The sequence below is a fragment of the Gallaecimonas pentaromativorans genome, assembly GCF_003751625.1.
Taxonomy (GTDB): Bacteria; Pseudomonadota; Gammaproteobacteria; order Enterobacterales; family Gallaecimonadaceae; genus Gallaecimonas; species Gallaecimonas pentaromativorans.
Genome location: NZ_RJUL01000019.1, coordinates 1 through 6964, shown reverse-complemented (window position 1 = coordinate 6964; position 6964 = coordinate 1). Strand labels below are relative to the sequence as shown.

Annotated in this window: 6 protein-coding genes; 2 read left to right on the top strand and 4 right to left on the bottom strand. The window is 56.1% G+C overall.

Going from position 1 to position 6964, the window contains the following annotated elements:
- Nucleotides 1-304 precede the first annotated feature (304 nt).
- A complete protein-coding gene (gene pssA, locus EDC28_RS19895; protein ID WP_050659808.1) occupies nt 305-1087 on the bottom strand; it encodes a CDP-diacylglycerol--serine O-phosphatidyltransferase in 783 nt (260 codons plus the stop codon).
- Between the two features lie 124 nt (nt 1088-1211).
- Between pssA and EDC28_RS19890 the strand changes: the two genes are divergently transcribed.
- Nucleotides 1212-1616 (top strand): DUF4124 domain-containing protein, encoded by a 405-nt coding sequence (locus EDC28_RS19890; protein ID WP_050659809.1) that lies wholly within the window; start codon nt 1212-1214, stop codon nt 1614-1616.
- Between the two features lie 30 nt (nt 1617-1646).
- Here the strand turns inward: EDC28_RS19890 and clpB are convergent, their stop codons facing one another.
- From clpB to rluD, 3 genes are read right to left on the bottom strand one after another with little or no spacing between them, the layout of a single operon-like run.
- Nucleotides 1647-4217, bottom strand: a complete 2571-nt coding sequence (gene clpB, locus EDC28_RS19885; RefSeq protein WP_050659810.1) for an ATP-dependent chaperone ClpB — start codon at nt 4215-4217, stop codon at nt 1647-1649.
- 59 nt (nt 4218-4276) lie between these two features.
- Nucleotides 4277-5005 (bottom strand): peptidoglycan editing factor PgeF, encoded by a 729-nt coding sequence (gene pgeF, locus EDC28_RS19880; RefSeq protein WP_123422738.1) that lies wholly within the window; start codon nt 5003-5005, stop codon nt 4277-4279.
- Nucleotides 4995-5960, bottom strand: a complete 966-nt coding sequence (gene rluD, locus EDC28_RS19875) for a 23S rRNA pseudouridine(1911/1915/1917) synthase RluD (RefSeq protein ID WP_123422737.1) — start codon at nt 5958-5960, stop codon at nt 4995-4997. The genes pgeF and rluD overlap by 11 nt, the downstream gene beginning before the upstream one ends.
- A gap of 134 nt (nt 5961-6094) precedes the next feature.
- Here rluD and EDC28_RS19870 point away from each other — a divergent pair, with 134 nt between their 5' ends.
- Complete coding sequence (locus EDC28_RS19870) at nt 6095-6853, top strand: outer membrane protein assembly factor BamD (protein ID WP_336391570.1); 759 nt, start codon at nt 6095-6097, stop codon at nt 6851-6853.
- Nucleotides 6854-6964: the final 111 nt, after the last annotated feature.

Here is a 6964-nt window from a genome sequence, read left to right as displayed (position 1 = left end):
TTTTTTGAGTCTACCCAACTGTGAGTGCCCACACAGATTACTTGGATTCAATTGTTAAAGAGCGCCGCTTTCTCAAGCGAGGAGGCGCATTCTACATGAGCCTCACAGCCTGTCAAGCACTTTGCTTTCAAGGCCCTCCGACTTGTTTCGCGTTGCCGCTGTCCCCGTCGAAGTGCTGCGCATTCTAGCGATCTCAGCGAAGGAGTCAACGCCCAAAATCACACAAAAATACCGACTGCCGAGTAAATAAACAAAAAGGGCCACCCAAGGCCCCTTTTGTTTATTTAGCGTACGAAAAACGCCGTTACGGCTGGTCTTTTTTATCTTTGTCGCACTCGAAGTCGGCATCATCGTTGTCACCGACCACATGCTCCATCTTCAATTCTTTTACGGAACGCACGGTTATTACCGGGCCAGACAGGGCATAAAGGCTAAAAACAATGAAAAGAACCAAGGCCGGCTGCAAAGAGACGATCACCAGCACCCCCACCACAATCAAGATGGCGAGGAAGGAGCCGCCCTTCCAATCGAACTCCTTAAAGGAGGGGTAACGGAAGTTGGACACCATCAGCAGACCACATAGCAGGGTAACGATGGCTGCCAGCCAGGACAGGCTGGACCCTTCGATGTCAAAGTCGCTACCGACCCAAACCAGCCCTACTACGATGGCCGCTGCTGCCGGGCTCGCCAGCCCCTGGAAGTAACGTTTATCAGCAATGCCGACCTGGGTGTTGAAACGCGCCAGGCGCAGCGCGGCGCCAGCGGTATAAATGAAGGCGGCAAGCCAGCCCACTTTCCCCAAGCCGGAAAGCGCCCAGTTATAGGACACCAAGGCAGGTGCGATACCGAAGGACACCATATCTGCCATGGAGTCATATTCGGCACCAAAGGCACTCTGGGTATTGGTCATGCGGGCAATGCGACCATCAAAGCTGTCGAAGATCATTGCCACAAAAACGGCAACGGCAGCGGCGGTAAAGTGCCCCTGCATCGAAGCAATCACAGCATAAAAGCCAGAGAACAGGCCGGCGGTAGTAAAGAGATTGGGCAGCAGATAGATACCTTTACTGCGCTGAAGATCACTCATTATCGAAATCTCGCTTGGCTTTGCCTGAACAGTTAGACTGGTAAAGATATCACAGCCGCTTGGCGGCCCCCAAGACGGCAGGAGACGCAAGGATATGTACAGATACAGCTTGTTGTTACCCCTTATGTTTGCATTGAACGCAGTAGCGGCAACTGGCGATAAAGATCCCAACCTGGTTTACCGCTGGGTAGATAGCAAGGGTAACGTACATTTCTCCCAACTTCCCCCTCCCGGCCAGAAAGCGGACGCCGTGCAAATAGAGGCGCCAGAGCCCAGCTCAACACCGGTGCCGGTCAAGGCCGCCGCCCAAACCGAACAGCCCAGCGCCCATGACGATCAATTGGCCCAGTTGCAGCAGCAACTGAAAAGCGCCTGTAAGCAAGCCAAGGAAAACCTGGCTACCCTCACCACTTTTGACCGGGTACGTCAGGTTGATGCCAACGGCGAATACAAGATGCTGAGCGAAGAAGAAAAGGCCGCGCAGATAGCGCAATACCAAAAGCAGATAAAAGAAGCTTGTAAGGAATAACAAAGAAGCCGGCGATTGCCGGCTTCTTTTTTACTGGGTAATCACCAGTTCCCCTTCGCTGACATCCACCTTGATCGGTTTACCCGGCAGCAAGGCGCCACGAAGGATTTGGTTGGCCAGGGCATTTTCCAGGCGATTCTGGATAGCCCGTTTGAGCGGCCTGGCGCCAAAGACCGGGTCGAAACCGGCTTCAGCCAACAGATCCATCGCTCCTTCGGTCAAAGACAACTGGTAGTCTCGCTCGGCCAGACGTTTTTTAAGGCCTGCCAGCTGAATATCCGCGATTTGGCGAATAATGCTGTTGCTGAGCGGATGGAACACCACGGTTTCATCAATCCGGTTGATAAATTCCGGCCTGAAGTGCTGCCCCACCACATCCATGACCATGGCCTTCATCACGTCGTAGTCTTCGTTGGCGTGCTCTTGGATACGATCCGACCCCAGGTTGGAGGTCATGATCACCACCGTATTGCGAAAATCGACGGTACGACCCTGGCTGTCGGTGAGGCGGCCATCGTCCAGCACCTGCAACAAGATGTTGAACACATCCGGGTGCGCCTTCTCCACTTCGTCGAGCAATATCACCGAGTAAGGCCGGCGACGCACCGCTTCGGTGAGATAGCCCCCTTCCTCATACCCCACATACCCCGGAGGTGCGCCCACCAGGCGCGATACTGCGTGTTTTTCCATAAACTCGGACATATCGAGGCGCACCATGGCGTCGTCGGTGTCAAAGAGGAAGCTGGCCAGCGCTTTACAAAGCTCGGTTTTACCCACCCCGGTCGGGCCCAGGAACAAGAAGGAACCGATGGGCCGGTTGGGGTCGGAAAGGCCGGCGCGGCTACGGCGAATGGCGTTGGCCACAGCGCTCACGGCTTCTTCCTGGCCCACCACCCTTTTGTGCAGGTTGTCTTCCATCTGCAGCAGCTTGTCACGCTCGCCTTCAAGCATCTTGGCCACCGGAATGCCGGTTGAGCGAGACACCACTTCGGCTATCTCAGCATCGCTGACCTTATGCTTGAGTAGCTTCATCTCTTGCATTTCGGCAGCGCTGGCCAAATCCAGCTGTTTCTCAAGCTCGGGGATACGGCCGTACTGAAGCTCGGACATCCGCTCGTAGTTGGCGGCGCGGCGGGCGATCTCCAACTCTTGGCGCGCATCTTCAAGCTGCGCCTTGATTTGTTGGGTTCCGGACAGCGCCGCTTTCTCCGCCGTCCAGACTTCGTCCAGCTCTTCAAAGCGGGTGTCGAGCTCGGCCAGTTCTTCTTCCAGCAACCCTAGGCGCTTTTTCGACGCCTCATCGGTTTCCTTGGTCAGTGCCTGGCGCTCCAGCTTCAGCTGGATCATCCGCCGTTCGAGGCGATCCATCTCCTCCGGTTTGGAGTCGATTTGCATGCGGATGCTGGACGCCGCTTCGTCGATAAGGTCGATGGCCTTGTCGGGCAGTTGGCGGTCGGTAATGTAGCGGTGCGATAAGGTGGCCGCTGCAACGATAGCCGGGTCTGTTATCTCGACACTGTGGTGAATCTCATAGCGCTCTTTAAGGCCACGCAAAATCGCGATGGTGTCCTCGACGCTGGGCTCTTCCACCAGCACTTTTTGGAAGCGGCGCTCAAGAGCGGCGTCCTTCTCAATGTATTGGCGATATTCGTCGAGGGTGGTGGCGCCCACACAGTGCAACTCGCCACGGGCCAGGGCCGGTTTGAGCATGTTACCGGCGTCCATAGCGCCATCGGCCTTACCGGCGCCAACCATGGTATGCAGCTCATCAATAAAGAGAATGATTTGCCCTTCTTCCTTGGCCAGCTCGTTGAGCAATGCTTTTAAGCGCTCTTCAAATTCGCCGCGGTATTTGGCGCCAGCCAGCAGCGCCCCAAGGTCTAGGGAGAGCACCCTTTTGTTTTTAAGGCCTTCCGGCACTTCACCGTTGACGATACGCTGGGCCAGGCCTTCCACGATGGCGGTTTTACCGACACCGGGCTCGCCGATCAGCACCGGGTTGTTCTTGGTGCGGCGCTGCAGCACCTGGATGGTGCGGCGAATTTCTTCGTCGCGGCCGATAACAGGGTCAAGCTTGCCCTGCTCCGCCCGCTCAGTGAGGTCGACGGTGTAACGTTCCAGCGCCTGACGGGTGTCTTCGGCATTGGGGTCGTCTACCTTCTGGCCGCCACGCAGCAGCTCGATGGACTGCTCTACTTTGGGTTTGGTGAGGTTGTGTTTACGCAGCAACTCACCTAGCTCGCCTTGGTCTTCAAGGGCCGCCAAGATAAAAAGCTCGGAAGAGATAAATTTGTCTTTGCGCTTTTGGGCCAGCTTGTCACAAAGGTTCAGCAAATTGGCCAGGGCGCGGGAGACTTGCACGTCGCCGCCGGTTCCCTCGACTTGCGGGAATTTCTCAAGCACTTGGCCGAGCTCAGAGCGGAAACGATTGAAATCCACCTTGTTCTGGCTAAACAGGGGTTTGACCACGCTGCTGTCTTGGTTAAGCAGCGCCATCATCAAATGGGCAGGTTCGATAAACTGGTTGTCGCGACCCAGAGCCAGGGATTGGGCATCAGACAGAGCCAGTTGGAATTTACTGGTAAAGCGTTCGGGATGCATCTGGGCCTCCTAGTGAATCAGATGCCTTATATGTGGGAGCTTAACCCCGAACTTTCAAGTCAGCTCTTGCGACAGATCATAAAAGCCATACGCCCGGTGACCGTTTCTCGGCGGTAGGAAAAGTAATGTTCGGCGTCGTCAAAGGTACAGGCTGGTTCGCGAGCCATCTCGACCAGGCCCAAACGTTGCAGCCGGTTAGCGGCCAGTTGCTGCAGGTCAGCCAGGTATTTGTCGCCCCGCCCCGCCTTGAAGGCAGCGCCGTCATCAGGGTGTTGCCGGATAAAAGCCTCGCGCACCTCGGGGCCCACTTCAAAAGCCTCCGCACCGATACAAGGCCCAAGCCAGGCCACAAGCGTTGCTGGAGCCACGGCGAGTTTTTCAACGGTGGCTTCCAATACGCCGCCGGCGAGCCCCCGCCAACCGGCGTGGGCGGCGCCAACTACGCTGCCATCACGGCTAGCAAAGAGTACCGGCAGGCAATCGGCAGTCATAATAGCAAGCGGCAAACCCAGCTCTTGGGTTACGGCGGCATCGGCGCAGTCCAGTACCGGACAGGCGTCTTGCTGCACTGCCGTGCCGTGGACTTGGTTTAGCCACAGCGGTTGGCGCTCAAAACCGCAGGCCCGCTGCAGCAGGTCGCGATTGTAAGCAACTCGGGAGGGAACATCCCCCACATGGTCACCCAAGTTAAAGCCGCGATAAGGCCTTTGGCTGACCCCTTCCAAGCGGTCTGTAAAAAAGGCTTCTACCCCATCAGGGAAGAAGCCTTTGATGGCATTAATTGCCATGGCTTGCCAGGTCGTCGCGGAGCAGGTCGTATAGGCCCAGCATGTCTTGTGGCACCGGTGCCTCCCAACTCATGTCCTCGCCAGTTATCGGATGCTCGAGCATCAGGCGGGCGGCATGCAGCGCTTGGCGCGGGAAGAGACGCAGCTTGTCCTGGGTGTCAGGGTCGGTCCCTTTCAGCAACCGGCTGCGGCCGCCATAGAGCGGGTCTCCCACCAGCGGATGGCCGATATGGGCCATGTGGACCCTTATTTGGTGGGTACGGCCGGACTCCAGGCGCAGCCGCAAACGGGTATGCAGACGAAACTTCTCGGCGACCCGGTAATGGGTCACTGCCGGTTTGCCGTCTCGCACTACCGCCATATGGGTACGCTTGGTGGGGTGGCGGCCAATAGGGGCATCCACGCTGCCGCCAGCTGTCATCAAACCGATGGCCAGGGCCTCGTATTCACGGGTGATGTCGCGAGCCTGGAGCTTTTCCACCAGATGGGTTTGGGCAGCCAGGGTTTTCGCCACCACCATCAGGCCAGTGGTGTCTTTATCCAGGCGGTGCACAATACCGGCCCGTGGCACCACACCAATCTCAGGGCTGTGATGCAACAAGGCGTTGAGCAGCGTACCGTCGGCATTGCCGGCACCGGGGTGCACAACCAAGCCGGCTGGTTTATTGATCACCAAAATGTGCTCGTCTTCAAAGACGATATTCAGGTCGATAGCTTCGGCCTGAAAACGTTCATCAGCCTCAACTTCTGCTTTAACATCAACCACTTCCAAGCCAAGCAACTTGTGCCGGGGCTTGTCTATCACTTGGCTGTCAACACGGACATTGCCAGCCAGGATCCATTCTTTTAGCCTTGACCGGGAATGATCAGGGAACAAATCGGCCAAAACCTGATCCAAGCGATGACCAAGGTGCTCGGGCCGGGCCTGAGCACTTAATTCAATAACTTCACGCATAGATGACTCATTGTCGCCCCTGTGACATGACAGGGTACTGGGTTAGAATGCGCCAAAAGAGATATAGTTTACTCCCCTTTGGCACACATCACAGTGCCTTTGAGACAAGGTATGGGAAATAACCACGAATGATGATGACAAAAGGACGCTGCCTCACCCTGCTGTTAACCCTGGGGCTAGCCCTGAGTGGTTGCGCCAGCCACAAAGACGAAGATGAAAAGGCTAAGCAGAATTCACCCCAGCAAAACTTTGAGAGCGCCGAGTCAGCGCTGGCATTGGGCAACTACAGCAAAGCCATCCAATTGCTTGAGGGGCTGGACTCCCGTTACCCCTTCGGCCCCTACTCCCATCAGGTGCAGCTTGACCTGATGTATGGCTACTACAAGCAGGGCGACTTCGCCTCGGCCATTTCGGTTATTGACCGCTTTACCAAGCTCAACCCGCAACATGCCGATCTGGATTACGCCTATTACATGCGTGGCCTCAACCACATGGCCATGGACCACAACTTCTTCCAAGAACTGCTGTGGGTAGACCGGACCGATAAGGACCCTTCCAGCTCGCGCCAGGCTTTTGAAGATTTTTCCAACCTGCTCAAGCGTTTCCCCAACTCCAAGTACGCGGCCGACGCCAAGCAGCGCATGGTGTTCTTGAAAAACCGCCTGGCCAACTACGAGTTGGCTGTTGCTCGTTACTATGTGAAACGCAAAGCCTGGGTAGCTGCCGCCAACCGCGCGCAAACCGTGGTTGATGAATACAAAGGCACCGAGGCTCAGGAACGTGCTTTGGAACTGCTGGTCAATTGCTATGACGAGCTGGGTATCAACGAGCTTAAGCAAAACGCCTTGGCGGTGCTCAAAGCCAACTACCCGAATAACTCGCTGGTAAGATGAAAAAAGCGGCCTGATGGCTAATGCTGATCAGTTAAGACCGATCGCTTGACTGATCCTCTAGTGATGGAAAAATCCGACATCTCCTTGGTGTCGGATTTTTTTATGCGTCTT